Genomic DNA, 23324 nt, shown 5'->3' on the forward strand with positions numbered 1-23324 from the left:
GCTTTCCTGATTATTAGGAAGCAGCGCTCAGAATAATATGATAAAATCCGCCCCCCTTGCGGGGCACATGAACCCGAAGGAAGAGTATGAACATTATTGAAGCTAACGTTGCTACCCCGGACGCTCGCGTCGCCATCACCATTGCGCGTTTCAACAACTTTATCAATGACAGCCTGCTGGAAGGTGCGATTGACGCCCTGAAACGCATTGGTCAGGTAAAAGATGAAAACATCACCGTTGTTTGGGTTCCAGGCGCGTATGAGCTGCCGCTGGCGGCTGGCGCACTGGCGAAAACCGGTAAATATGACGCGGTGATCGCGCTGGGTACGGTGATCCGCGGCGGTACTGCCCACTTTGAATATGTGGCTGGCGGTGCCAGCAATGGCCTGGCGCATGTCGCTCAGGACAGCGAAATCCCGGTAGCCTTTGGTGTTCTGACCACTGAAAGTATTGAACAAGCCATCGAGCGCGCTGGCACCAAAGCCGGTAACAAAGGCGCAGAAGCTGCGCTGACCGCGCTGGAAATGATTAACGTATTGAAAGCCATCAAGGCCTGATTTTTGTAAGGGGAATTCCGTGAAACCTGCTGCTCGTCGCCGCGCCCGTGAGTGTGCCGTCCAGGCGCTCTACTCCTGGCAGTTGTCCCACAACGACATCGCTGATGTCGAATACCAGTTCCTGGCGGAACAGGACGTAAAAGATGTAGATGTTCTGTATTTCCGTGAACTGCTGTCCGGAGTGGCGACTAACAGCGCGTACCTCGACGGCCTGATGAAGCCCTACCTGTCCCGTCAGCTGGAAGAGCTGGGCCAGGTGGAAAAAGCGGTGCTGCGTATCGCGCTGTTTGAGCTGTCCAAACGTGACGACGTCCCGTATAAAGTGGCCATCAATGAAGCTATCGAACTGGCGAAAACCTTCGGCGCTGAAGATAGCCATAAGTTCGTCAACGGCGTGCTGGACAAAGCGGCTCCGGTAATTCGTCCCCGCAAAAAGTAAACGCCAGGCCGGGCTTTGCAGGATCTGATCCCGCGAACCCGGCCTTATTTTTTTCTTTGCTGAGGCATAACGTATGGCATGCGGCGAATTTTCCCTGATTGCCCGTTATTTTGATCGCGTTAAAAGCGCCCGCCTTGATGTTGAAACCGGCATCGGCGATGACTGCGCGCTCCTGAATATCCCCGAGAAAAAAACGCTGGCAATCAGCACCGACACCCTGGTGGCGGGCAATCACTTCTTACCCGATATCGACCCTGCCGACCTCGCTTATAAAGCGCTGGCGGTGAACCTGAGCGACCTCGCGGCGATGGGCGCGGAACCGGCGTGGCTCACGCTGGCGCTGACTTTGCCAGAGGTGGATGAAACCTGGCTGGAAGCCTTTAGCGACAGCCTGTTTGTCCAGCTGGACTATTACGATATGCAGCTGATTGGCGGTGATACCACCCGTGGCCCGCTCGCCATGACGCTGGGTATTCACGGCTTTGTGCCGCCAGGGCGCGCCATGAAACGCGCTGGCGCGAAGCCAGGAGACTGGATCTATGTCACCGGCACCCCGGGAGACAGCGCCGCCGGCCTGGCGGTGCTGCAGAACCGGCTGACGGTGGATGAACCGTCTGACGCCGACTACCTGCTGGCTCGTCATCTGCGCCCGATGCCGCGCGTGCTGCAGGGTCAGGCGCTGCGTGACCTGGCGACATCGGCTATCGATCTTTCCGACGGCCTGATCTCCGATCTGGGCCATATTCTTAAAGCCAGCGGCTGCGGCGCGCGCATCGATCTCGATGCCATGCCGTATTCCGACGCGATACTGCGCCAGGTGGAGCCCGAGCAGGCGCTGCGCTGGGCGCTCGCCGGCGGGGAAGATTACGAACTGTGCTTTACCGTACCGGAGCTGAACCGCGGGGCGCTGGACGTGGCTCTTGGCCATCTTGGCGCGCGTTTTACCTGTATCGGACAGATTGCGCCGGAGAGCGAAGGGCTGCAATTTATCCGCGATGGTAAGCCGGTCGCGCTTGATTTAAAGGGATACGATCACTTTGCGTAGTCGAGACGAGGCGTTACGCCGCCTGAGCATGCGTAACCCGTGGCATCTGCTGGCGACTGGCTTTGGCAGCGGCTTAAGCCCGGTGGTACCGGGGACGATGGGGTCGCTGGCGGCGATCCCGTTCTGGTATCTGATGACCTTTCTCCCCTGGCAGCTCTACTCGCTGGTGGTGATGATGAGCATCTGTATTGGCGTCTATCTGTGCCATCGCACGGCCAAAGATATGGGCACCCATGACCACGGCAGTATAGTCTGGGATGAGTTTGTCGGGATGTGGATCACCCTGATGGCGTTGCCGACCCTGGACTGGCAGTGGGTGGCCGCTGGCTTCGTGATTTTCCGTATCTTCGATATGTGGAAGCCGTGGCCGATTCGCTGGTTTGACCGCAATATCCACGGCGGAATGGGGATTATGGTCGACGATATCGTCGCCGGCGTGATCTCGGCCGGCGTGCTGTATGTCATTGGCCATCACTGGCCCATCGGTCTGCTTTAATCGTCTCTCCCCGGTAGCATCATGCTGCCGGGGAAACCACACCTGTTACTTAAATCCCACCACCGGATGCGGCTGATACGGCGCCTCCAGCTTGTCGATCTGTTCCGGAGAAAGCGTCAAATCCACCGCCTGCAGCAGGTCGTCGAGCTGTTCCTGACGCGATGGACCGATAATCGGCGCGGCAACGCCAGGTTTACTTAACAGCCAGGCGAGGGCGACCTGGGCGCGGCTGGCGTCGAGTTCTTCCGCCACGTCCGCGAGATTCCCGGCGATCTGCGCGTCGTTTTCTTCGCTGGTGCTGTAAAGCGTTTTGCCGAACTCATCCGAAACCAGCCGGGCGGTGGTCTCTCCCCAGGGGCGGGTCAGTCTGCCGCGCGCCAGCGGGCTCCACGGGATCACCGCCACGCCGTTGTGCTGACACAGTGGCAGCATCTCATTCTCTTCTTCCCGGTAAATCAGATTGTAGTGATCCTGCATGGTGACAAAGCGCGCCCAGCCGTTCTGCTGCTGGAGCGCCAGCGCCTGGGCAAATTGTCGGGCATGCATGGACGAGGCGCCGATATAGCGCGCTTTGCCGGCTTTCACCACCTCGTCCAGCGCTTCGAGGGTCTCTTCAATCGGGGTGGTATAGTCCCAGCGGTGGATCTGCAGCAGGTCGACATAGTCCATCCCAAGACGGCGCAGGCTGTCGTCGATGGAGCGCAGGATCTGCGCCCGGGAAAGCCCTTCCGCCAGATCGCCGACCTGGTGATACACTTTGGTGGCGACAACCACCTCATCACGGCGGGCAAAGTCGCGCAGGGCGCGGCCAACGATCTCTTCACTGCTGCCGTCGGAGTAGCTGTTTGCGGTATCGAAGAAGTTGATGCCGCCTTCAATAGCGTGCTGGATAAGCGGGCGGCTGCTCTCTTCCGGAAGCGTCCAGGCGTGTCTGCCGCGGTCCGGCTCGCCGAAGGTCATGCAGCCGAGGCAGAGTCGGGAAACCCGTAAGGCAGTATCACCGAGGGGGATATAGTGCATAGTGCGCTCCTGCTATTCATCAAGGGTATCCCTTAAGCATAGCAGGAGCGGAAGGGGCAATTATGCCAGCCAGTCGCGGATTTTGGCTTCAATACCGGCGGCATCAAGGCCGAGGTCGGCGCGGATCTCTTCCTGAGTGCCCTGAGGAATAAAATAATCCGGCAGGCCAATATTGAGCACCGGTACCGCCCGGCGATGGGCCATCAGCACTTCGTTCACGCCGCTGCCGGCGCCGCCTATGATGGCGTTCTCTTCCAGCGTCACCAGCGCGTCGTGTTCGCCGGCCAGCTGCAGGATCAGCGCCGTATCCAGCGGCTTCACAAAGCGCATATCCACGAGGGTCGCGTTGAGTTTATCCGCTACCGCCGCGGCTTCCGGCAGCAGGGTGCCAAAGTTGAGGATCGCTATTTTCTCGCCCTGACGTTTCACCATCCCTTTGCCGATCGGCAGCGATGCCAGCGGCTCGAGCGTCGCGCCGGTGCCGCTACCGCGCGGATAGCGCACGGCGCAGGGGCCGTCGCTGTAATGGTAGCCGGTATGCAGCATCTGGCGACATTCATTTTCATCGCTCGGGGTCATCACCACCATATCCGGAATACAGCGCAGGAAGGAGAGATCGAACGCTCCCTGATGCGTCTGGCCGTCTGCACCGACAATCCCGGCGCGGTCGATAGCAAACAGCACCGGCAGCTTCTGGATAGCCACATCGTGGATCACCTGATCGTAGGCTCGCTGCAGGAAGGTGGAGTAGATCGCCACCACCGGCTTGTAGTCGCCAATCGCCAGCCCGGCGGCGAAGGTGACCGCATGCTGCTCGGCAATGGCGACGTCAAAGTACTGATCGGGGAATTTCTTCGAAAACTCCACCATCCCTGAACCTTCGCGCATCGCCGGCGTGATCGCCATCAGCTTGCTGTCTTTGGCCGCCGTTTCGCACAGCCAGTCGCCGAAGATTTTCGAGTAGGAAGGGAGACCGCCGCTGCTTTTGGGCAGTACGCCGCTGGTATGGTCGAATTTTGGCACCGCATGGAAGGTGATCGGGTCTTTCTCGGCAGGCTCATAGCCGCGGCCCTTTTTGGTCATAATATGCAGGAACTGCGGGCCTTTCAGGTCGCGCATGTTCTTCAGCGTGCTGACCAGACCGAGCACATCGTGGCCATCGACCGGCCCGATGTAGTTAAAGCCCAGCTCTTCAAACAGCGTGCCCGGCACCACCATCCCTTTGATATGTTCTTCGGTTCGTTTAAGCAGCTCTTTAATCGGCGGCACCCCGGAGAAGACCTTTTTACCCCCTTCGCGCAGGGTGGAGTAGAGCTTGCCGGAGAGCAGCTGCGCCAGATGATTGTTCAGCGCGCCAACGTTCTCGGAAATCGACATTTCATTGTCATTCAGCACCACCAGCAGGTCGGGTTTGATATCCCCGGCGTGGTTCATCGCTTCAAACGCCATGCCGGCGGTGATCGCCCCGTCGCCAATCACGCACACTGCGCGCCGCTGCTTATCCTCTTTCGCGGCGGCGATAGCCACCCCGATACCGGCTGAAATGGAGGTCGAGGAGTGGCCGACGCTCAGCACGTCATACTCGCTTTCACCGCGCCACGGGAAGGGATGCAGGCCGCCTTTCTGGCGAATGGTGCCGATTTTGTCCCGGCGGCCGGTCAGAATTTTATGCGGGTAGGCCTGATGGCCGACGTCCCAGATCAGGCGATCGAACGGCGTGTTATACACGTAGTGCAGCGCCACGGTCAGTTCCACCGTGCCGAGGCCAGAGGCAAAGTGACCGCTGGAGCGGCTGACGCTGTCCAGCAGATAGCGCCGCAGCTCATCACACAGCTTCGGCAGGCTCTCTTTTGGCAACAGGCGCAACTCCTGGGTGGAATCTACCAGCGCCAGGGTCGGGTATTTGGCAATATCAAAACTCATCAGAGACTCATTTATTGTTTATTTATCGCGCTGAATAATGTAATTCGCGAGCGCTTCCAGTGCCGAAGTATCCAGAGATTGTGCGGCCAGCTCATCTAACGACCGGCGGGCATCAGCGATCAGGTCGTGCGCTTTCTTCCGGGCTTGCTCAAGACCCAGGAGGGCGGGATAGGTGCTTTTACCCAATTGCTGGTCGGCACCCTGACGTTTGCCAAGGGTCGCAGTATCCCCTACCACGTCGAGAATGTCATCCTGGACCTGGAAGGCAAGACCGATATTTTCCGCATAGCGATCCAGCGCGGGCAGGGCAGCGCGGCCGCGTTCGCCGGCGCTCAGCGCCCCCATCCGGACGGCGGCGCGGATCAACGCCCCCGTTTTGTGGCGATGGATACGCTCCAGCGCCTGCAGATCCACCTGCTGTCCTTCCGCCTCCAGATCCAGCGCCTGGCCGCCGCACATACCCGCCACGCCGCTGGCCTGCGCCAGTTCGGAGACCATCGCCAGCCGGTCCCGATCAGAGACGTCGGCCATCGGCGCATCACTCAGTATAGAGAACGCCAGCGTTTGCAGGGCATCTCCCGCAAGAATTGCGTTGGCTTCGCCAAATTTAATATGACAGGTCGGCAGTCCGCGACGCAGATCGTCATCATCCATCGCCGGCAAATCATCATGCATCAGGGAATAAGCATGAATACATTCGACCGCCGCGGCGGGGGCATCGAGCGTGGTGCGGCTGACGCCGAACATCGCGCCGGTGGCATAGACAAGGAAGGGGCGCAGGCGTTTACCGCCTAAGAGTGCGCCATAATGCATCGCTTCCACCAGCGGAGTGTTCTGAAAGGGCTGCGGCGCGATAAAACGGCGCAATGCCCCATTAGCCTGTTCCACACAGGCCTGCAATTGTTGCGGGAAATCCATTTTATTCAGCGTCCGGCGTAAAAGGCGTGGTCGGGGAATCTTCACTATCCGCCAGCAGGATCTGCACGCGCTGTTCGGCCTTCTGCAGCTGACTTTGCCCCTGGCGCGCCAGCTGTACGCCGCGCTCAAATTCGCTTAGCGCTTCCTCTAACGGCAAATCGCCGCTTTCCAGACGGTTAACGATCTGCTCCAGTTCGCCCAGAGCAGTTTCAAAGCTGGCCGGGGCCTCATTTTTCTTTGGCATAGTGAATGTAGACTCTTGTTATGTCGCGACGGCAATACCGGGTATGGTAACGAAGTCACGCGTGTAAGCAAATAACGCGCAATGGTGATATACTCCGCGCCCAGGATGCAGGCACCGGTGTGCGCTGCTTTACAACTTTTGCTTATAGCCCCGTCGGGCTTGCCAACGAACTATTGTCGCCATGAAGTTTATCATTAAATTGTTCCCGGAAATCACCATCAAAAGCCAATCTGTGCGGTTGCGCTTCATTAAAATCTTAACCGGGAACATTCGTAACGTTCTCAAAAACTATGACGAGACGCTGGCCGTCGTCCGTCATTGGGATCATATCGAAGTTCGCGCGAAAGATGAAAATCAGCGCCCGGCTATTCGCGATGCGCTGACCCGTATCCCCGGCATCCACCATATTCTGGAAGTCGAAGACGTACCGTTCACCTCGCTGCACGATATTTTTGAAAAGACGCTGCCGCTGTGGCGCGAGGCGCTGGAAGGCAAAACCTTCTGCGTGCGTGTGAAGCGTCGCGGCAAACATGAATTCACCTCAATTGAGGTGGAACGCTACGTCGGCGGCGGTCTGAATCAGCATATTGAAACGGCGCGCGTGAAGCTGACCGACCCGGACGTCACCGTCAATCTCGAGATTGAAAACGATCGCCTGCTGCTGGTGAAAGGCCGCTATGAAGGCATCGGCGGCTTCCCGATCGGCACCCAGGAAGATGTGCTGTCGCTGATCTCCGGCGGCTTTGACTCCGGCGTATCCAGCTATATGCTGATGCGCCGCGGCTGCCGCGTGCACTACTGCTTCTTTAACCTTGGCGGCGCCGCCCATGAGATTGGCGTTCGCCAGGTCGCGCATTACCTGTGGAACCGCTTCGGCAGTTCGCACCGCGTTCGCTTTGTGGCGATTAACTTTGAGCCCGTGGTCGGCGAAATCCTTGAAAAAGTGGACGACGGTCAGATGGGTGTCGTGCTCAAGCGCATGATGGTCCGCGCCGCGTCAAAAGTCGCGGAACGCTACGGCGTGCAGGCGCTGGTCACCGGCGAAGCGCTGGGCCAGGTTTCCAGTCAGACCCTCACTAACCTGCGCCTGATCGACAACGTCTCCGATACTCTGATCCTGCGCCCGCTGATTTCGCACGATAAAGAGCACATCATCGACCTGGCGCGTGAGATCGGCACGGAAGATTTCGCCCGCACCATGCCGGAATACTGCGGCGTGATCTCGAAGAGCCCGACCGTGAAGGCGGTGAAGGCGAAGATTGAAGCGGAAGAAGAACACTTCGATTTCAGCATCCTCGATAAAGTGGTGGAAGAGGCGAGCAATATCGACATTCGCGATATTGCCCAGCAGACGGAAGCCGCCGTGGTTGAAGTGGAAACCGTGACCGGCTTTGGCGCTAACGACGCGATCCTCGACATCCGCTCCATTGACGAGCAGGAAGACAAGCCGCTGAAGGTCGAGGGCGTTGAAGTCGTTTCGCTGCCGTTCTACAAGCTGAGCACCAAATTTGGCGATCTCGATCAGAGCAAAACCTGGCTGCTGTGGTGCGAGCGCGGGGTGATGAGCCGTCTGCAGGCGCTCTATCTGCGCGAGCAGGGCTTCAGCAACGTGAAAGTGTATCGCCCGTAACGGGTTGCCATCCATATTGAAAAAGGCCTTCCCCGATGGAAGGCCTTTTTGTCATCCCCGGGCCAGCGCATTAGCGCAGGGTCATCGCCAGGTCATTCAGCTGATCGATGACGATATTCCAGCCCTCAAAAAATCCCATCTGCTCATGCTGCTCGCGAGTTTCATCATCCGCATGCAGCACCGTGGCCGTATAGCGACATCCGTCTTTTTCGTCGGCAAAGGTGATGATGGCCGTCATGGCAAAAGGGGACACGGCAGGACGATAATCCGCCGTCAGCATCGAGGTCATGACGATTTTTTGTTGCGGGATGACCGCAAGAAAACAGCCGGGATTATCGCTGCGTTCACCGTCAGGGCCGTGCATCACGGTATGAAAAGCCCCGCCAGAGCGAAAATCAAAGGCCAGCACCTCAGTAGACCAGGGCTTCGGGCACCACCAGGTTTTGAGTAATGCCGGGTCGGCCCACGCGCGCCACAGGGCAGAGGCTGGCGCGCTGAGCAGGCGGCTGATGACAAGATCGCGAGAATCGGATGCGCTACGGGACATGCTACGACTCCTCAGGAAAAGGGGAGCCAGTCCGCGGCGCGGACCGGCTATCAGGCTTCGTAGTAATTATAGATGCCGGCGGCCATTACCAGCTGCGAGGCGACCTCATACGCTTTCTCGCGACCCACCAACAGGTCAATCATTTTCAGGGCGAAATCAATCGATGTCCCCGGTCCCTGGCTGGTTAACAGATTCACCCGTGGATCCCAGACCACCCGTTTATCCTGCCACTGATCGGCGGGGATATGTTCCTTCAGCGCCGGAAAACCGGTCATGTTACCGATTGGGAACAGCTGATGGGGCACCAGCACGGTCGCCGGGGCGGCGCAGATGGCGGCCACAATGCGGCCTGAGAGGTGGAACTGTCGGACGGTTTCCACCAACAGCGGGCTGTCGCGGAAGCACTCTGCGCCCTTGATGCCGCCCGGGAGGACGATGATATCGAAATCACCATCGGCCACCTCGACCAGCGGCGCATCCGCCAGCAGTTTGACGCCGCGCGAGCAGACGATGGTCAGGCCGCCGTCGCTGGCGACGCTGGCGGTGGTTACCTTCACTCCGCCGCGGACCAGCAGATCGATAGTGGTGACCGCTTCGGTCTCTTCGCTACCAGGGGCGAGGCAAATCAGTGCCGACGCGCTCATATTCATTCTCCTTACGCTTGATCAATTCAAATAAGCGGGCGTTTTCCGGTACGGCAACGCCGTGGGCGCGGGCGCGGTTGAGCAGAAAACCGGTGATATAGTCGATCTCCGTGTGCCGCTGGGCGCGGATGTCCTGCAGCATGGATGAGATATTTTCTGCCGTACTTTCAATCACCTGTTCGACATAAAATAGCAGGTTTTCCGCCGAGGTATGAATACCTTCGCGCTCCATCACCGCCGCCACTTCCTGGCAAATGGCGGCAACCTCCTGCGGATAGTGGCGCAGATCGCCGTTTTTACATCCTTTGAGGGCGGTCAGAGGATTAATGACGCAGTTTACCGCCAGCTTGCGCCAGGTGGCCGAGTAGATATGGTTGTGCCAGGCGACATCCGGCAGTACGCTTTGCAGGACTTCCGCGAGATAGCTGTAGTCCTCCTCGTAGCTTTTCGCCGGACCGATATGGGTGGTGCCCTGGGCGACGTGGATGATCACATTCCCGTCGCGACGCGCTGCCTGGGTGGTGGAGGCCAGCAGCAAAGGCTGTTTCACGCCGCGCAGCTCCTCGACGGTGCCCATGCCGTTATGCACCAGCACAATTGGCGTAGTGACCGGCAGGATCCCGGCCAGGTGCTTCACCGCATTCGACACCTGCCAGGCCTTTAAGGTGACGATCAGCAGCTCGCTGCTGGCGAGAAAATCGGGGTCGTTGGCCGTCAGTGATTCGTTGAACACCGAGCCGTCGGTTTCAATGACATTGACGCTACAGAATGGCTGCGGTACGCGTAGCCAGCCCTGGACTTCATGTCCCTGTTTGCACAACGCGGTCAGCCATAGTTGTCCCAGTGCACCGCATCCCAGTACGGTTACTTTCATTGTTCCTCCTCATCTGCCGCTACCCCAGGCGCTGATGGCTAAAGTCTATCTCGTCGCTTTTCGGATTGTCGGACGGAAAGGGGGATTCGGCGTCGTCGGGCAGCACGGGGAAATAGCGCGAGCGTTGCGTAATCAGCTAAGCTTCCGGGATAACAAGTTGAGTTATGCCGCGTTGCAGGTATTATGCAACGCAAAAGAAACGGAAGGAGAGGAAAAGATGCCATCTTTCGATATTGTCTCTGAAGTTGATCTTCAGGAAGCCCGTAACGCGGTGGACAACGCGAGCCGCGAAGTCGAGTCGCGTTTTGATTTTCGTGGCGTTGAAGCCACTTTTGAATTAAACGACGCCAACAAAACCATTAAGGTGCTGAGTGAGTCTGACTTCCAGGTGAACCAGCTGCTGGATATCCTGCGCGCTAAGCTGCTTAAGCGCGGCATTGAAGGTACCTCCCTCGACGTGCCGGAAGATATCGTGCACAGCGGTAAAACCTGGTTTGTTGAAGCGAAGCTGAAGCAGGGCATTGAAAGCGCGGTGCAGAAGAAGATCGTCAAACTGATCAAAGACAGCAAGCTGAAAGTGCAGGCGCAGATTCAGGGCGAAGAGATCCGCGTGACCGGTAAGTCCCGCGACGATCTGCAGTCGGTGATGGCGCTGGTGCGCGGCGGCGATCTGGGGCAGCCGTTCCAGTTCAAAAACTTCCGCGACTAACGCGGCGGCAGACAGCAAAAAGCGGGGAATTCCCCGCTTTTTTTATACCCCTTTGATGAGCTGCTCGATCTCGAAGCGGTTGGTGACCTTGCTGTCGATTTTGATATACACCGAGCGCTCCTCAGGCACCACCAGCGCCTGATGAACCCCGTTGGCGTTCAGCAGACGCGTCTGTAGCGCGCTGTCGACCACCACGCCATCCGGCACCTCCACCCGCAGGCTGCTGACGTACGGCGGCTCGCTCATGGTACTGGCCACCAGCAGCCACAGCATTGCCAGCAGGGCGCCCAGCAAGAACACGGTTTGCGAATCAAAGAAACCATCGACCCAGCCGCCAAGCGCGCCGCCAATCGCCACGCCGAGGAACTGGCTGGTGGAGTAGACGCCCATTGCGGTGCCTTTATAGCCCGCCGGCGATTCCTTGCTAATTAACGATGGCAGCAGCGCTTCCAGCAGGTTAAACGCCAGGAAGAAGAGCTGGACGCCCGCCACCAGCTCCCAGAAGTAGCCTCCAGCGCCCCAGAGGACAATTTCCGCAATCAGCAGGATGGCGACGCAGAGCAGGAAGACGCGCTTCATTTTGCGCTTCACTTCGGCATAGATGATAAACGGCACCACCGAGATGAACGAGATAACCATGGTGACCAGGTAAATCTTCCAGTGCTCGGCGGCCGGAAAGCCAGCAGCCTCCAGTTGGCCGGGCAGCGCGACAAAGGTCGACATCAGCATGATGTGCAGGCACATGATGCCAAAGTTGAGCTTCAGTAGGCGTGGTTCCACCAGTACTTTGCTAAAGCAGCCCTTCACCATCCCGGATTCGCGGTTGAGCACGTGGTTATGGCTGTTGGGCACCACCCACAGGGTGAGCAGGATGCCGATGGTCGCCAGAATGGCGATCATCCAGAACAGCGCGTGCAGACCCAGCTGGTGGGTGACAATCGGCCCCAGCACCATGGCGATGGCGAAGGTGACGCCAAAGCTGACGCCGATAAAGGCCATCGCTTTGGTGCGGTTCTGTTCGCGAGTGAGATCGGATAGCAAAGCCATGACCGCGGCGGCGATAGCGCCGGAGCCCTGCAGGGCGCGGCCAAGAATGATGCCCCAGATAGAGTCGGTGAACGCGGCGATGACGCTGCCGAGTACAAAGATGAGCAGGCCGCCGACGATCAGCGGCTTACGGCCAATACGGTCAGATAACAGTCCGAAGGGGATTTGGAAAATCGCCTGCGCCAGGCCGTAGATACCGATCGCCAGGCCAATCAGCGCTTCACTGGCGCCCTGCAACGCCATGCCATACGTGGTCAGAACCGGCAGGACCATAAACATGCCAAGCATGCGCAGGGAGAATACCGTCCCCAAACCCCAGGTCGCGCGCAGTTCCCCTGGCGTCATTTTGTTATCGTTCATTACCACCTCAATATAAAAACTGCGCCTAGTGTAGCGGCGGGGGGTAAGAAGCGTAAATAAATGTTTGTTTAACAGATATTACGGGGCTGTTGCGCGATGAGACAAGTTGGTAAAAATCAATAAACCAGTGGAGGGGGACTCCACTGGCGAGGGGAAAAATTAAGGTAAAGTAAAGTCAACCCACTGGCTGCCAGCGTCAGCCGATTTGACGCACTGTTCGACCCAATAGACGCCGTGCAGCCCGGCTTCAACGTCCGGATACCAGAAGTCTTGCAGGAAAGCGCGATCGTCACGGTCCGTGGCGTCAATCGCCTGCGCATAGCGGCGATAGAGGTTGGCCCAGGCTTCGAATAGCCCTTCCGGATGGCCGCCGCCGATGCGGTCATCCGCCAGCGCGTTCGGCGACAGGTAGGGCATCCCGCGCTCCAGAATGCGCGCCGGCTCGCCCTGCACCTCATAGCTGAGCTGGTTAGGATGCTCATCCCACCATTCGATACTCGCTTTTTCGCCGACGATACGCACTTTTTGCGAGTGCATGGCGCCGCTGTTGACCGCGCTGGTCCACATCGAGCCAACCGCGCCGTTGTCATATTCCATCAGGACAAAGGCGTTATCTTCCAGCGGCGCGCGGGAGGGGACAAAGCTCTGGCGGGAGCACATCAGCCGTTTGATATTGAGCTGCGGCGCCATGGTTTCGGCGACAAACAGCGGATGGGTGGCCAGATCGCCCAACACATAGCTGGGCCCGGCAAACTTCGGCGTCACGCGCCAGCGGGTGGATTCAGCCTGCAGCTCGACGGCCTGGTTATGAAAGCCGTGGGCGAACTGCATATTGACGATGCGGATCTCGCCGAGCAGTCCATCGGCAATCATCTGCCGCGCCTGCTGGATCATCTGATAGCCGGCATAGCCGTAGGTGACGCCGACGATTTTGTTCTGTTTTTTGCTCAGGTCCACCAGCTCGCGTGCTTCTTCGGCGCTAAAGCAGAGGGGCTTTTCACAGATGACGTGGAGGCCCGCTTCCAGCGCCGCTTTGGTGATGGCGAAATGGGTATTGTTCGGGGTGGTGACCGAGACGACCTCGATGCCGTCAGGGCGCTGCGCCTCTTCACGAAACAGGGTCTGGTAGTCGGCGTAGCAGCGCTCCGGCGCGATGCCCAGTTGCTCGCCGAACGCGCGTCCGCGCTCGGCATCGACGTCAAGCGCGCCGGCCAGCAGGGTATAAACATTGTCACGCAGCGCCGCACAGCGGTGGCTGTAGCCGATTTGACTGGTTCCCCCGCCGCCGACCATGCCCCAACGCAGGGAGCGGGATAAGGGTTTCAGGCCGTTTAACATGGTGCTCTCCTTTTTGAAATCATTCGCACTCTGAGGCGCTCAATGCCGACGCCTGCGGCAACGCGCATCCGGATAGACTGACCTTAACTTAAGGAAATGTTTGTTCTGTTTCAATTGTGTTGTGGAATTTATTTTCCATATATGCGAGGGGGATCGAATTAGCGAAAGTTTCTTTTGGGCTGCGTTGAAAAGATGAGCGAGGGCTTATCGCCTCCCGGAACAGAGCAGATTCTTGCGGGTGTTTTTCGTTCCGACCAAATATGAAATAAATTTTCTTTTTAGCCGCTGAGCCGGTGCAATCCGCAGATTGCACCGGGGAGCCGATGCCGCTATGACGCTCCGCGCACAGACGCGGGGGAAGGTGAAGCGGCGGGAGGATTACCGGCCGCAAAGATGCCTTTCGCCGCCAGACCTGCGACGGTGAGGGCTGCCGGGATACCGAGGATCAAAAAGACGCTTTCAAAGGGCAGGTTGAGCGCCATCATCTCGGCACCGGCAAAGGCGCTAAGAATGGCGCCGATGCGCCCGACGCCATGCATCCAGCTGGATCCCGTCGCCCGCGCCTGCGTAGGATAGTAGCGGGCGGAGAGGGCGTTCATACCGGTATTCGCGCCGTTCAGACAGGCGCCGCTGATAAACGCCAGCATACAGAGCAAGGCAAAGCTGCCCGCGGCGTAGCCCATCGCCATGGTGAACAGGCCGCCAACGGCGTAGATCATCCCCAGCGCGCGATGAGGGTTGATCCTGTCCATCAGCCAGCCGGCAAACAGCGAGCCGAGGGTGCCGCCCGCCTGGTAGATCGCTGTCATGATGGCCGCCTGGCTAACGGTCATTCCCACCGCTTTAACCAGCGTTGGCAGCCAGCTACCGAGGATATAGACCAGGAACAGCCCCATAAAGTAGACCAGCCATAGCATCAGTGAGCCGAAGCCGTACTGGCGGGAGAGCACAATGCGCATCGCGTTGCCGGCCGCCGGCTGCGCCGGCAGGGTAAACGTCACGTTGTCGCTGATTTGTCCGGGATAGAGACGGTTAAGAATGGCGCGAATGCGTGCGGCGGGCGCTTGTTTGATCACCAGAAAACGAACCGACTCCGGCAGCAGCCAGATAAGCAGCGGGGCAAACAGCAGCGGCAGAATGCCGCCGAGCGCCATCAGCGAGTGCCAGCCAAACTGCGGGATCAGCCACGATGCTGAGAATCCTCCTGCCGCCGCGCCGAAGGTGAAGCCGCAAAAGATGACGGTAATAATAAATGAACGCTGGCGTTCCGGAGCGTACTCCGACACCAGCGTCCCGATGTTCGGCATCGCGGCGCCCAACCCCAGGCCGGTCATAAAGCGGAAAAACATCATCTGTTCAATGTTGTGCGAGAAGGCGGTGGCGATGGTCCAGAAGCCGAAGAAAAAGACGCTATTGATAATGATTTTCTTGCGCCCCAGCCAGTCGGCGAGCGGGCCAGAGAAAATCGCGCCCAGCGCGAGGCCGATCAGCGCGGCGCTGATCACCACGCCTAGCTGGTGGTTGCTTACCCCCCATTCCAGCTTTAGCGTCGGGGCGATAAACCCCATGATCGCGATATCAAAACCATCGAGAGCGATAACGCAAAAACCGAGAAAAATGATCTGCTTTTGAAAGCGGCTCAGCGGGTTACGGTTTATTAACTCTCTGACATCCAGGCGTTGAGTCTGTGTCATAGCGTATTCCTTATGCGCAGGAGCGCAGGTAGGGCTGCGCGGCATTGAACAGTAATTGCGCCCGCTGGAGCGGCGGCAAGGCGCCCTGCTCGCCGTCGAGCGGCACTTCGAGGGAGACCGGCAGCGTTGCCGGCAGGGCCGACATTAGACCGTGCAGATCCAGACCGCCTTCCCCTGGCACGTTGCGCGCCGAGCGGGCCTGGCGGATGAGTTCCTGTTCGCTCTCCGGCCTCTGCGCCGCGCCATCGCAGAGCTGCATATAGTTGAGATGATGCGCGGGCAGGCTGGAGAGGGCGGCGAGCGATTCTCCCGCGCGCCAGAAATGAAGGGCGTCCACCAGGATGCCGATATCCTCCCGCCCGCTGGCGGCGATCATCGCCTGCGCATCGGCGATAGTGCGCAGTTGGGTCCAGGGCATCGGCTCAAGGTTCATGGTCAGCCCATAGGGGCGACCGGCCGCGGCGAGGATAGCCAGGTTGTCGGCGCTGCGCTGAAGGTTGTCATCATTGCCGGCGACTAACACCTGTCCGGCGCCAAGACGCGCCGCAGTCTCCATAAACCGCTGCAGCCGATCGTCGAGAGTAAACCCGGGGGTCAGGCGGACGATCTCCACGTCTGAGACGCGGATGCCGGTTTCCATCAGCGCAGACAGCGTCGCGCGGACGGCGGGGGTATCGCCCAGCATGTCGTAGTCCGGGTCGGCCGGTGTGGCGGGAAGCAGCCGCAGACCAACGTGGGTAAAACCGGTTCTGGCCGCTATCCGCACCTGTTCGGGAGGAGGGACATCGAGCAGGGTCAGCGCGGCGAGCGATAGGGTACGCATGTTCATAAAGGGCTCCGGTACAGTTGCAGGTGAAGATAGTTATGGGTATTGCCGTCCCTGGTCGTTTATTGCTTTGTTTTTATTACGTTTGCCGCCAGATTTTTGCCCACCAGATAGCCGAAGGTCATGGCGGGTCCGAGGGTTATCCCTCCGCTGGGGTAATAGCCGCGCATCACGCTCGACATGTCGTTGCCGATGGCGAACAGGCCCGGTATCGGCTGCTGCTGTCCATCCAGCACCCGGGCGTGTTCGTCGGTTTGCAGTCCGCTGAAGGTGCCCAGCGAGCCGGGCAGAATGCGCACCGCGTAAAACGGCCCTTCGCGCAGCGGTCCGAGCGTCACCTGATGGTCACCCTGAGCGCGGTTATAGGCTGATGCCCCGCGGTGAAAATCGACGTCTTCGCCAGTGCTGGCGAAGTGGTTAAAGCGTTCAACGGTTTCCGCCAGCGCATTGGCGTCGATGGCGCACTGCTTCGCCAGCTCCCCCAGCGTGTTTCCCCGCTGCAGATAACCGGTACGCAGCCAGGCGGTGGGGGTGAAGGGGAGCGGTCTGGCATGGCCCAGGCCGTAGCGACGCAGCGCGCGACGATCGGCCAGCAGCCAGGCCTGCGGCGTGTCGCCCGCGGGTGTGGCCGCCAGCAGGGCGGCGATAAAGTCATGATAAGAGTCGGCCTCGTTAACAAAGCGTTTGCCGTTGGGCAGGACAGCGATCACCCCGGGCTTGGCGCGCTCCACCAGGTGGGGAAACATCAGCTGCTGACCGCTGGCCAGGGTGACGCGGGACACCGGCGCCCAGGCCAGCGGGTGGCGCAGGCGGGTGTCGAACTGGCCGCCGACGGATTCGCCAAGCCTGATCCCCTCGCCCTGATTGTCCGGCGGTGCGGCGGAAAAATGGCCGTAACCCTCCGCCGCGTGGGGCACCACCTGCGCCAGCCGCTGCCGATCGTGGGGAAAACCGCCGCAGGCCAGCACCACGGCCCCTGCTTCGACGTGAATTTCCCCGCTGTCGCTGCGCAGCACCGCGCCGGACACACCCTGCGGACCCTGCAGCAGCCGGACCACCGGGGCATTGAGCTGAAAGCGCACTCCGGCGTCGAGGGCGGATCGCAGCAGACGGGCGACCAGCGCATTGCCATTGACCAGATGCTGCCCTCGTCCGGCGCGCAGCCGCTGCCAGCCGTGGCGCAGCAGGCGGCGGACGGCATACAGCGCGGAGCGCGGCGAGCGGGTGGCATTGAAAAAATGCGCCATATCCGCGCCGCCGGCGATGCCCATCCCGGCAAGGCTGATGGTCTCCAGCGGCGGACGCAGTCGGTGGAGCCAGTCGCCGAGCTGACGGCCATCGTAGGGCTGAGCGGTGACCGACCGCCCACCGCTCGCCGCACCCGGCGACGCGTGAAAGTCCGGCATGGCACTGCCTGAGAGAAACTGCACTGCCGTCCTGTGATGAAAAAAATCCACCATCTCCGGCCCGTGGCGCAGGAAGGTCTGCAGGCGAACGTCGGCGGCTTCGCCCCCCATCTCATGCTGCAGATAGGTCAGCGGGGCGTCGGCCGCTTCGTCGATACCCTCCGCCCGCGCCAGCGGGTTGCGGGGGATCCACAGCCAGCCGCCGGACCAGGCGCTGGTCCCGCCGAGCACTGACGCTTTCTCCGCCACCATGACGCTGGCGCCGTGCATGGCCGCGGTGACCGCGGCAGAGAGTCCCGCCGCGCCGGAGCCGACCACCAGCACATCCACCTTCACAGGCCTGCTCATGATGGACTCCTTACTGCAATGGTGAAAAAGCGGTGGGGCGCATCAGCACCGACTCCAGGCGTTCAACGGCGGCCAGTTCGCGATTTTTCCGCGAAAAGGTCTGCCAGCGTTCGTCCTGCGCCATTCGCGCGCGGCGCACCAGGCGATCGTCCAGGCTTTCATAAGCCCAGATGTGCACCACCTGATTGACCACGCCGATCTCGGTAAAAAAGAAACCGATCAGTTTGCCGAGATGGTCGGTCTGCACCGCCAGGGCATCGCTTTGGTACAGCGCCAGCCAGTCGGCCATTTTCAACGGATTGATGGTGTACGTGCGTTTTTCGTAGATCATGATGTTTTCCTGATTAGTGGGGGGAGTGTTGTGCCAGATGGCAGGCGGCGAGGTAGCCAAACGTCAGCCCCGGGCCGAGGGTGATGCCGGGACCCGGGTAGGTGCCGGCCATCAGCGAATCCATGTCATTTCCCACCGCGTACAGCCCCGCGATGGGTTTTCCTTCCACGTTGACGACCTGTGCATCGGCGGTGGTGACCAGGCCCCGCGACGTTCCCAGATCGCCGGTATAGAGTTTGATGGCATAGAACGGCGCGCTGAGCAGGGGGGCGTTACAGGCGTCAGGCTGATGACCCGGATCGCCCATCGCCCGGTTATAGCTGTTGCCGCCTTTAGCAAATTCCCGATCCACGCCCTGCGCGGCGTCGCGGTTGTAGCGGGCAACCGTCTCGCTCAGCGTTTGGGCATCCAGACCAAGCTGTTGCGCCAGCGTCTCCAGGGTGTCGGCTTTGTACAGATAGCCGGCGGCGATCAGGGCGTCATTATTGACCGGCGCCGGGCGTGCCAGCCCGAGGCCGTAACGCTTCATCGCCTGGGCGTCGCAGAGTAAAAAGCAGGGGGCATTTTCCGTAGCGCGCTGCATCGCGCTGGCGAAATGGTGATAGGAGTTAGACTCGTTGACGAAGCGTACCGCCCGCTGATTGACGGCAATCACGCCCGGTTTGGCCCGGTCGGTTACCAGATGGGGGAAGTGCTCCTCGCTGCCGTCGGCCCGGGTCAGCACCGATACTGGCGCCCAGAAAAAGTTGGAGGCCTGATCGGCTCCCTCGCGAGCGTTAAGCGCCGCCGCGAGATGCAGCGCGGCGCCATCGTTGGCCGGCGGCGACATGGTGAAGTGTTCGCGGGTGTGTGGCCGATAGCGCGCCGCCAGCGCGCCCGCGGCAAAGCCGCCTGCGGCCAGCACCACCCCGCGGCGGGCGTGCAGCGTCTCTCTTTGCCCCTGATACTCAATCTCCACCCCGTGGACCGCGCCTTGCGCTTCGCACAGCGCCAGAACATTGACATTCAGCCGCAGGTTCATGCCTTTACGCAGCGCCGTTGTCGCCATGCGGGCAATCAGCGCATTGCCCATCGCCAGGCGGGTGCCGCGAGGGTACTTCACCCGGTCGCGGGCGTAGCGCAGCAGCAGCCGGGTGCAATGGGCCAGGGAGCGTAGCGAGCGCCGCATGTCGAGAAAATGTTGAATGTCGACGCGGTTGACCATCATCCCACCAAACAGCAACATCCCCGGCGGCGGTGAACGCAGGTCGCGAAACGCGTCCCCCAGTTCACGACCGTCATACTCCACCACCTCCAGCGCACGACCGACGTCGACCGCGCCGGGTTCATCCGGATAGTAATCAGGGGAGAGCGGGCGCAGGCTATATTTCACCGCCCCCTCGCGCTCGAGAAAGGCCAGCGCCTCACGCCCGGCGCTAACAAACGCTTCGGCGAGATCTTCACGGTACTGGCTCTCGCCGATAATGGTCCGCAGGTAGGTTTTCATCGCCTCGGCGCTGCCGCTTTTACCCGCCGCACGCGCCTGATCGGTATCGTGCAGCCACACGGCGCCACCGGAGATAGCCGAGGTGCCGCCGAACTGGCCGGCTTTCTCCAGCATCAGCACCGACAGCCCTTTGCAGCTGGCGGTGACCGCGGCGGCAAAGCCAGCGGCGCCGCTGCCGATGACGATCACATCCCAGCTCTTCATGCTGCCGCTCCCTGCGCCGGCGGGATGGCGCCGATAAACTGGCCCATCAGCGTCATCTGCGCCAGCGCCATTTCCGGCCCGGTCTGCACCCGGCAGCCGCGGGCGGCGGCGAAAGTGAGCAACGGCGTCATCACCGGGGCGGTGACAACATCAGCCACGTGGGTGGCGCTGTCGAGCGTATCCAGCAGCGCCTGCGGCAGGGGCAGCTCATCAAATCCGGCCATGCCGGCCGGCGAGCCATTAACCAATAGATCGACGCCGTGAAGGGTGTCCGGCAGCGCGCTCAGTTGTACCGCCGGGAAGGCCTCAGCCAGAAGGTCATGCAGGCGTTGCCGGGTGGTCGGGTTTTGATCGTGCAGGGCCAGCTGACGGATCCCCGCCTCGCACAGTCCCCAGGCGATGGCGCTGCCGACGCCGCCGCAGCCGGAGAGCAGCGCCTGCTTACCTGCCGGCTGAAAACCCTGCGCCTCGGCGGCGAGCTGAAAGCCGACGCCGTCCAGCATATCGCCCTGCAAACGGCCATCCGCCAATTTGCGGATCACATTGATGGCGTTGAGTCGGCGGGCGCGGGGGGTGAGCTCGTCGACCAGCGCGGCGGCGCGCTGCTTATGCGGCACCGTCACCAGCACGCCGGTCATGTTCTGCCAGCCACGCAGAGCGTTGAGGTAGTCGACTACCGCGTCCGGGGCGATATCCACCGGGATCATGACGCTGTCCATGTGCTGTTCAGCAAAGTAGCGGTTGAAGTTATCCGGTGATTTGACCTGGGCGATCGGATGACCAATCACGGCGACAACCTGGGTAGTTCCACTGACCATTTCAAACCTCATTTGTTAAATGAATGTTGTGAAAGTATTTCAGTGGAAGCTGGGAGCGACAACGCAGAATTCGGACATGTCGGTTGTTAATCGCACGATCGCTGCGATAATCGCAGGAAATCGATAATGATGTTGCAAAAATGTGAGCGAATATGCAAAACACTATTCATCCACGCGATCTGATCGTCGGTTTACAAAAAGGGCTGGCGTTAATCCAGCTTTTTTCCAAAACCTGCCCAAAACTCACCGTCGCCCAGGCGGCGAAAATGAGCGGCCTGACGCAAAGCGCCGCGCGGCGTTTTCTGCTGACGCTGCTGCATGAGCGCTATCTGCAAACCGATGGGCGTTATTACTGGCTTACCCCGAAGACGCTGCGGCTTGGTCAGGCCTACGTCGATTCGGCGCAGTTTCCCCGCATGGTGCGGCCGATTGTCGAATACATCGCCAGCCGGACCGAGGAGCACGCCTCGGTAGGGGTGGTGGATGAAGATGAGCTGGTCTATATCGCCCGCAGCCGGCATACGCCGTTTAACTCCACGTCGGTTCGGCTTGGGGAGCGGGTGCCCATCTTCTGTACCGCCGGGGGACGGTTATGGCTGGCTTCGCTGCCGGAAGCTGAGTGCGAGGCGGTTCTGCAGCGTATTACCCGGGAACAACGCACGCCCTATACGGTGACCGACGTCGCGTTGCTGATGGAGAAAATCGCCCAGGTGCGGCGCCAGGGTTATGCCACCATTGAACAGGAGTTTGAGATTGGCATGCTGGTGCTGGCGGTGCCGTTAACTGACAGGGAAGGAACCTGGTGGGGCGCGCTGAGTCTGACCAGCCATCAATCGCGCACATCGCTGGAAGCGTTATGTCACGACCATCTCGATCTGCTCTACAGCGCGCAGGCGATGCTGGTGAGCTAAACAGGGCAGCAGATGCGCTGCCCTCAAAGATGTTGCTTACGCCGACGCGTTGTTCAGGAAGCTGTTCCAGTTGCTGGCGGCGTTATCTACGAAGATGTTCCAGTTTTTGCCAGCGGTGAGGACAAAGTTTCCCCAGTTTTCGCTACCAGTGGTCACAAAGGTTTCCCAGTTTGACTGCCCGGTCAGGAAGGAACCAAACGCCATCGCGCTGTCGCCGACGAAGGAGGCAAACGCGCTGCCGGAGGTGAGAACAAAAGAGGTGAAGCCGACGCCCGAGTTGGCAACAAAGCTGGCGAAGCCGCTGGCCGCGCCGAACAGGTTAAAGCCACCGGAGATGTACTCCATTTCGTTTAGTGTTAACTCTTTCATTGCAATTCCTTGTAGTAATGATTTTCCAAATGGGTGGGTAAACCCGGTGCAAAAGGTAGCACTGCTGTCGTGCACAGCGCGAGTCAGGTCCGCTGTGTATTAGCTCATTTTTTCCTCATTTTTTGGCAGGAGAGCAGCGTAAACGGCCGGAAGAGGGGAGGGGAGTATGAAATGAGAAAGAAAGCGGTGAGGAAGCAGAAAAGAAAAAGCCCCGTAAAAACGGGGCTTTATATCGCACTGGAGTGGGAGATTATCTCACGTAAGCCAGCAGGCTATGTGAATCCGGCACCATAAAGTCAACGGACATCATCACGGACAGCGCGGTGATGGCGACGATGGAAAAGACGAACAGCTTACGCGCCCAGACTTTATCATCGGCCACTTTATAGCCACGCAGCGCCATGCCCAGCCACCAGACGCTGACCGCTGCCGCCACGACCAGGTATTTATACCCGGCGTAGCCGCCCAGCGAGAGCATCAGGGTCGCCACGGCAAAGGCAACGATGTACAGCGTAATATGGTTTTTGGCGACCGAAATGCCTTTCACCACCGGCAGCACCGGAATGTTCGCCGCCTGATAATCCTTAAAGCGGAAAATCGCGATGGCGTAGGAGTGAGGCATCTGCCACAGGCTAAAGATAGCCAGCAGGATCGCCGCACCGCTGTCGAAATCACCGGTGACCGCGCAGTAGCCAATCACCGGCGGCGCGGCGCCGGAGAGTGAGCCAATCAGCGTGCCATAGACGGAGTGGCGTTTCATGTACAGGCTGTAGACGCCGACATAAACCACGAACCCCATCACCCCCAGCCAGCAGGCCAGCGGATTTGCGCCGAACCACAGCAGCATGAAGCCAGCAATACCCAGCAAGGTGGCGTACACCAGCGAAGCTTCTGGCGAGATCAGCCCTTTGACCAGCACCCGGTTTTTCGTCCGTTCCATCTTACGATCGATGTCCCGGTCGATGTAGTTGTTGAATACACAACCCGAGGCGACCACCAGGGATACTCCAAGGAGCGTCCAGACGAACAGCGGATAGTCGATGTGGCCTTTGGAGGCCAACAGGAAACCGCCGATCACGGAGATCAGGTTGCCAAAAATAATGCCTGGTTTCGTTACTTGCAGGTATTGCTTAAACATAC

At 59.9% G+C, this 23324-nt stretch carries 24 protein-coding genes; 7 read left to right on the plus strand and 17 right to left on the minus strand.

The window, feature by feature from the left end; all coding sequences use genetic code 11:
* Positions 1-86 precede the first annotated feature (86 nt).
* The 4 genes from ribE (at position 87) to pgpA (ending at position 2537) form a co-directional block, all read left to right on the plus strand.
* On the plus strand, positions 87-557 hold the full coding sequence (ribE, locus tag N438_RS14635; RefSeq protein ID WP_001021161.1) for a 6,7-dimethyl-8-ribityllumazine synthase: 471 nt from the start codon (positions 87-89) through the stop codon (positions 555-557).
* A 19-nt stretch (positions 558-576) separates the two neighbouring features.
* Positions 577-996 (plus strand): transcription antitermination factor NusB, encoded by a 420-nt coding sequence (nusB, locus tag N438_RS14640; protein WP_008805376.1) that lies wholly within the window; start codon positions 577-579, stop codon positions 994-996.
* Positions 997-1069: 73 nt separating this feature from the next.
* Positions 1070-2041: a thiamine-phosphate kinase gene (thiL, locus tag N438_RS14645; RefSeq protein WP_012542699.1), complete on the plus strand. Its 972-nt coding sequence runs from the start codon at positions 1070-1072 to the stop codon at positions 2039-2041.
* The gene (gene pgpA, locus N438_RS14650) at positions 2034-2537 is read left to right on the plus strand and encodes a phosphatidylglycerophosphatase A (RefSeq protein WP_008805378.1); all 504 of its coding nucleotides are present in this window, start codon (positions 2034-2036) and stop codon (positions 2535-2537) included. The genes thiL and pgpA overlap by 8 nt, the downstream gene beginning before the upstream one ends.
* A 45-nt stretch (positions 2538-2582) precedes the next feature.
* Here pgpA and N438_RS14655 read toward each other — a convergent pair whose 3' ends face one another.
* The 4 genes from N438_RS14655 to xseB are packed head-to-tail and all read right to left on the minus strand — an operon-like array spanning position 2583 to position 6642.
* Positions 2583-3557 carry an aldo/keto reductase gene (locus tag N438_RS14655; protein ID WP_016160373.1) on the minus strand — a complete coding sequence of 325 codons (975 nt, stop codon included), beginning with the start codon at positions 3555-3557 and terminating at the stop codon, positions 2583-2585.
* A gap of 60 nt (positions 3558-3617) precedes the next feature.
* Complete coding sequence (gene dxs / locus N438_RS14660; protein ID WP_116696351.1) at positions 3618-5480, minus strand: 1-deoxy-D-xylulose-5-phosphate synthase; 1863 nt, start codon at positions 5478-5480, stop codon at positions 3618-3620.
* Positions 5481-5498: 18 nt separating this feature from the next.
* Positions 5499-6398, minus strand: coding sequence for a (2E,6E)-farnesyl diphosphate synthase (gene ispA / locus N438_RS14665; RefSeq protein WP_008805381.1), 900 nt, complete (start codon positions 6396-6398; stop codon positions 5499-5501).
* A gap of 1 nt (position 6399) precedes the next feature.
* Positions 6400-6642, minus strand: coding sequence for an exodeoxyribonuclease VII small subunit (gene xseB, locus N438_RS14670; protein WP_002891398.1), 243 nt, complete (start codon positions 6640-6642; stop codon positions 6400-6402).
* A 181-nt stretch (positions 6643-6823) separates the two neighbouring features.
* Between xseB and thiI the strand changes: the two genes are divergently transcribed.
* Positions 6824-8272: a tRNA uracil 4-sulfurtransferase ThiI gene (gene thiI, locus N438_RS14675; RefSeq protein ID WP_008805382.1), complete on the plus strand. Its 1449-nt coding sequence runs from the start codon at positions 6824-6826 to the stop codon at positions 8270-8272.
* 70 nt (positions 8273-8342) lie between these two features.
* Here thiI and N438_RS14680 read toward each other — a convergent pair whose 3' ends face one another.
* The 3 genes from N438_RS14680 to panE are packed head-to-tail and all read right to left on the minus strand — an operon-like array spanning position 8343 to position 10337.
* The gene (locus tag N438_RS14680; RefSeq protein WP_022066303.1) at positions 8343-8819 is read right to left on the minus strand and encodes an SRPBCC family protein; all 477 of its coding nucleotides are present in this window, start codon (positions 8817-8819) and stop codon (positions 8343-8345) included.
* A gap of 50 nt (positions 8820-8869) precedes the next feature.
* Positions 8870-9463, minus strand: coding sequence for a protein deglycase YajL (gene yajL / locus N438_RS14685; RefSeq protein WP_008805384.1), 594 nt, complete (start codon positions 9461-9463; stop codon positions 8870-8872).
* Entirely contained in the window at positions 9426-10337 is a 912-nt protein-coding gene (gene panE / locus N438_RS14690) for a 2-dehydropantoate 2-reductase (protein WP_008805385.1), read from the minus strand. Before panE ends, yajL begins: the two co-directional genes overlap by 38 nt.
* Positions 10338-10554: 217 nt before the next feature.
* Between panE and N438_RS14695 the strand changes: the two genes are divergently transcribed.
* Positions 10555-11046, plus strand: a complete 492-nt coding sequence (locus N438_RS14695; RefSeq protein WP_002891465.1) for a YajQ family cyclic di-GMP-binding protein — start codon at positions 10555-10557, stop codon at positions 11044-11046.
* 42 nt (positions 11047-11088) lie between these two features.
* Here the strand turns inward: N438_RS14695 and N438_RS14700 are convergent, their stop codons facing one another.
* The 8 genes from N438_RS14700 to N438_RS14735 form a co-directional block, all read right to left on the minus strand.
* Positions 11089-12453 (minus strand): MFS transporter, encoded by a 1365-nt coding sequence (locus N438_RS14700; protein ID WP_116696352.1) that lies wholly within the window; start codon positions 12451-12453, stop codon positions 11089-11091.
* Positions 12454-12612: 159 nt separating this feature from the next.
* Entirely contained in the window at positions 12613-13791 is a 1179-nt protein-coding gene (locus N438_RS14705; protein WP_008805388.1) for a Gfo/Idh/MocA family oxidoreductase, read from the minus strand.
* A gap of 329 nt (positions 13792-14120) precedes the next feature.
* Positions 14121-15485, minus strand: coding sequence for an aromatic acid/H+ symport family MFS transporter (locus tag N438_RS14710; protein ID WP_012542695.1), 1365 nt, complete (start codon positions 15483-15485; stop codon positions 14121-14123).
* Between the two features lie 10 nt (positions 15486-15495).
* Complete coding sequence (locus tag N438_RS14715; protein WP_008805390.1) at positions 15496-16314, minus strand: TIM barrel protein; 819 nt, start codon at positions 16312-16314, stop codon at positions 15496-15498.
* Positions 16315-16373: 59 nt separating this feature from the next.
* Positions 16374-18065 (minus strand): FAD-dependent oxidoreductase, encoded by a 1692-nt coding sequence (locus N438_RS14720; protein WP_080923715.1) that lies wholly within the window; start codon positions 18063-18065, stop codon positions 16374-16376.
* A gap of 10 nt (positions 18066-18075) precedes the next feature.
* Positions 18076-18396, minus strand: a complete 321-nt coding sequence (locus N438_RS14725) for an NIPSNAP family protein (RefSeq protein WP_004204812.1) — start codon at positions 18394-18396, stop codon at positions 18076-18078.
* Positions 18397-18409: 13 nt separating this feature from the next.
* Entirely contained in the window at positions 18410-20086 is a 1677-nt protein-coding gene (locus tag N438_RS14730) for an FAD-dependent oxidoreductase (protein WP_116696353.1), read from the minus strand.
* On the minus strand, positions 20083-20904 hold the full coding sequence (locus tag N438_RS14735; protein WP_012542692.1) for a shikimate dehydrogenase: 822 nt from the start codon (positions 20902-20904) through the stop codon (positions 20083-20085). Before N438_RS14735 ends, N438_RS14730 begins: the two co-directional genes overlap by 4 nt.
* A gap of 152 nt (positions 20905-21056) precedes the next feature.
* On the opposite strand from N438_RS14735, the gene N438_RS14740 reads away from it, so the two are divergent.
* The gene (locus N438_RS14740; RefSeq protein WP_004177256.1) at positions 21057-21815 is read left to right on the plus strand and encodes an IclR family transcriptional regulator C-terminal domain-containing protein; all 759 of its coding nucleotides are present in this window, start codon (positions 21057-21059) and stop codon (positions 21813-21815) included.
* Between the two features lie 36 nt (positions 21816-21851).
* On the opposite strand, the gene N438_RS14745 is transcribed toward N438_RS14740, so the two are convergent.
* Both N438_RS14745 and cyoE read right to left on the minus strand, forming a co-directional pair.
* Complete coding sequence (locus tag N438_RS14745) at positions 21852-22184, minus strand: hypothetical protein (RefSeq protein WP_004177255.1); 333 nt, start codon at positions 22182-22184, stop codon at positions 21852-21854.
* A 250-nt stretch (positions 22185-22434) separates the two neighbouring features.
* Positions 22435-23322, minus strand: a complete 888-nt coding sequence (gene cyoE, locus N438_RS14750; protein WP_002891629.1) for a heme o synthase — start codon at positions 23320-23322, stop codon at positions 22435-22437.
* Positions 23323-23324: the final 2 nt, after the last annotated feature.

It is taken from the genome of Klebsiella sp. GL120222-02 (assembly GCF_003097195.1).
Taxonomy (GTDB): Bacteria; Pseudomonadota; Gammaproteobacteria; order Enterobacterales; family Enterobacteriaceae; genus Klebsiella; species Klebsiella variicola.

What these genes read in the sequence shown, in the direction of transcription:
- ribE (WP_001021161.1), top strand. Translation starts at nt 87, where the DNA reads ATGAACATTATTGAAGCTAACGTTGCTACCCCGGACGCTCGCGTCGCC.
- thiL (WP_012542699.1), top strand. Translation starts at nt 1,070, where the DNA reads ATGGCATGCGGCGAATTTTCCCTGATTGCCCGTTATTTTGATCGCGTT.
- N438_RS14655 (WP_016160373.1), bottom strand. Translation starts at nt 3,557, where the DNA reads ATGCACTATATCCCCCTCGGTGATACTGCCTTACGGGTTTCCCGACTC.
- dxs (WP_116696351.1), bottom strand. Translation starts at nt 5,480, where the DNA reads ATGAGTTTTGATATTGCCAAATACCCGACCCTGGCGCTGGTAGATTCC.
- ispA (WP_008805381.1), bottom strand. Translation starts at nt 6,398, where the DNA reads ATGGATTTCCCGCAACAATTGCAGGCCTGTGTGGAACAGGCTAATGGG.
- xseB (WP_002891398.1), bottom strand. Translation starts at nt 6,642, where the DNA reads ATGCCAAAGAAAAATGAGGCCCCGGCCAGCTTTGAAACTGCTCTGGGC.
- thiI (WP_008805382.1), top strand. Translation starts at nt 6,824, where the DNA reads ATGAAGTTTATCATTAAATTGTTCCCGGAAATCACCATCAAAAGCCAA.
- N438_RS14680 (WP_022066303.1), bottom strand. Translation starts at nt 8,819, where the DNA reads ATGTCCCGTAGCGCATCCGATTCTCGCGATCTTGTCATCAGCCGCCTG.
- yajL (WP_008805384.1), bottom strand. Translation starts at nt 9,463, where the DNA reads ATGAGCGCGTCGGCACTGATTTGCCTCGCCCCTGGTAGCGAAGAGACC.
- panE (WP_008805385.1), bottom strand. Translation starts at nt 10,337, where the DNA reads ATGAAAGTAACCGTACTGGGATGCGGTGCACTGGGACAACTATGGCTG.
- N438_RS14695 (WP_002891465.1), top strand. Translation starts at nt 10,555, where the DNA reads ATGCCATCTTTCGATATTGTCTCTGAAGTTGATCTTCAGGAAGCCCGT.
- N438_RS14700 (WP_116696352.1), bottom strand. Translation starts at nt 12,453, where the DNA reads ATGAACGATAACAAAATGACGCCAGGGGAACTGCGCGCGACCTGGGGT.
- N438_RS14705 (WP_008805388.1), bottom strand. Translation starts at nt 13,791, where the DNA reads ATGTTAAACGGCCTGAAACCCTTATCCCGCTCCCTGCGTTGGGGCATG.
- N438_RS14710 (WP_012542695.1), bottom strand. Translation starts at nt 15,485, where the DNA reads ATGACACAGACTCAACGCCTGGATGTCAGAGAGTTAATAAACCGTAAC.
- N438_RS14715 (WP_008805390.1), bottom strand. Translation starts at nt 16,314, where the DNA reads ATGAACATGCGTACCCTATCGCTCGCCGCGCTGACCCTGCTCGATGTC.
- N438_RS14720 (WP_080923715.1), bottom strand. Translation starts at nt 18,065, where the DNA reads ATGAGCAGGCCTGTGAAGGTGGATGTGCTGGTGGTCGGCTCCGGCGCG.
- N438_RS14725 (WP_004204812.1), bottom strand. Translation starts at nt 18,396, where the DNA reads ATGATCTACGAAAAACGCACGTACACCATCAATCCGTTGAAAATGGCC.
- N438_RS14730 (WP_116696353.1), bottom strand. Translation starts at nt 20,086, where the DNA reads ATGAAGAGCTGGGATGTGATCGTCATCGGCAGCGGCGCCGCTGGCTTT.
- N438_RS14735 (WP_012542692.1), bottom strand. Translation starts at nt 20,904, where the DNA reads ATGGTCAGTGGAACTACCCAGGTTGTCGCCGTGATTGGTCATCCGATC.
- N438_RS14740 (WP_004177256.1), top strand. Translation starts at nt 21,057, where the DNA reads ATGCAAAACACTATTCATCCACGCGATCTGATCGTCGGTTTACAAAAA.
- N438_RS14745 (WP_004177255.1), bottom strand. Translation starts at nt 22,184, where the DNA reads ATGAAAGAGTTAACACTAAACGAAATGGAGTACATCTCCGGTGGCTTT.
- cyoE (WP_002891629.1), bottom strand. Translation starts at nt 23,322, where the DNA reads ATGTTTAAGCAATACCTGCAAGTAACGAAACCAGGCATTATTTTTGGC.